Origin of the sequence: Tsukamurella sputi (genome assembly GCF_007858445.1) — a bacterium.
Classification (GTDB): domain Bacteria; phylum Actinomycetota; class Actinomycetes; order Mycobacteriales; family Mycobacteriaceae; genus Tsukamurella; species Tsukamurella sputi.
This window is the reverse complement of the sequence record NZ_VIGV01000068.1, coordinates 1-657: the sequence shown is the minus strand read 5'-3', so window position 1 is coordinate 657 and position 657 is coordinate 1. Positions and strand designations below refer to the sequence as shown.

The window sequence follows — 657 nt, the reverse complement described above, 5'->3', positions numbered from 1 at the left end:
CGCAGCTACGCGCTGCGGAGCTGCACCGCATCCTTCGGGATCTCCTTGACGGCCTCAATGGCGGGCGGGAGCTTCGAGAGATCGGGCTGGCAGGTCGCCTGCGGCGTCACCTGCCCTGGCAGCGCGGTCGGGGTGGTCTCCGTGCCTGCCTTGCAGGGCGGTACTGGGATGACCAGGCCCCAGTCGTTCGCTGCTGTCCACACCACCTCGAGGTGGTTGACCGTGAGCGAGCTGTCGGTCTGGCGCGCGAAGACGTCGATCTTGGCGCCGTCGTTGGTGAAGGTGGTGACCTTGTAGGCCATCACCGTGGGCGCCAGAGTGGGGTTGACGGTGGTCGTGTTCATCCGGATCCGCTGAGCGATCCACCAGTCCCGTCCCCGGCCTGGGGCGATGAGGTCGCGCGTTACCGCGATCCATTCGCCCTGCCCGGTGTTGTCGTTGCGGGCGATGCCGTTGCGGGTGGCAGCGTTGATCGCCGCCAGGGCGGCGCCGGCGCTATCCCGCTCGTACCCAGTAGGGGCCGGCTCGGTGCGGTTCTTGGGACCCTGGTCGGCGACAGGTACCTCGACGCCGTTGAACTTGGTCCACGACAGGTTCGTAGGGCCGCCCGCCGCACCGGTCGTACTCTCGCCGCCCCCGCAGCTGGTGGCCACCACG

General features: G+C 68.9%; 1 protein-coding gene. It reads right to left on the bottom strand.

From position 1 onward, the window contains the following. Positions 1-5 precede the first annotated feature (5 nt). Positions 6-657, bottom strand: a 652-nt coding sequence (locus tag FK268_RS24450) for a DUF8175 domain-containg protein (protein ID WP_497997379.1), incomplete at its 5' end; no start/stop codon positions are given.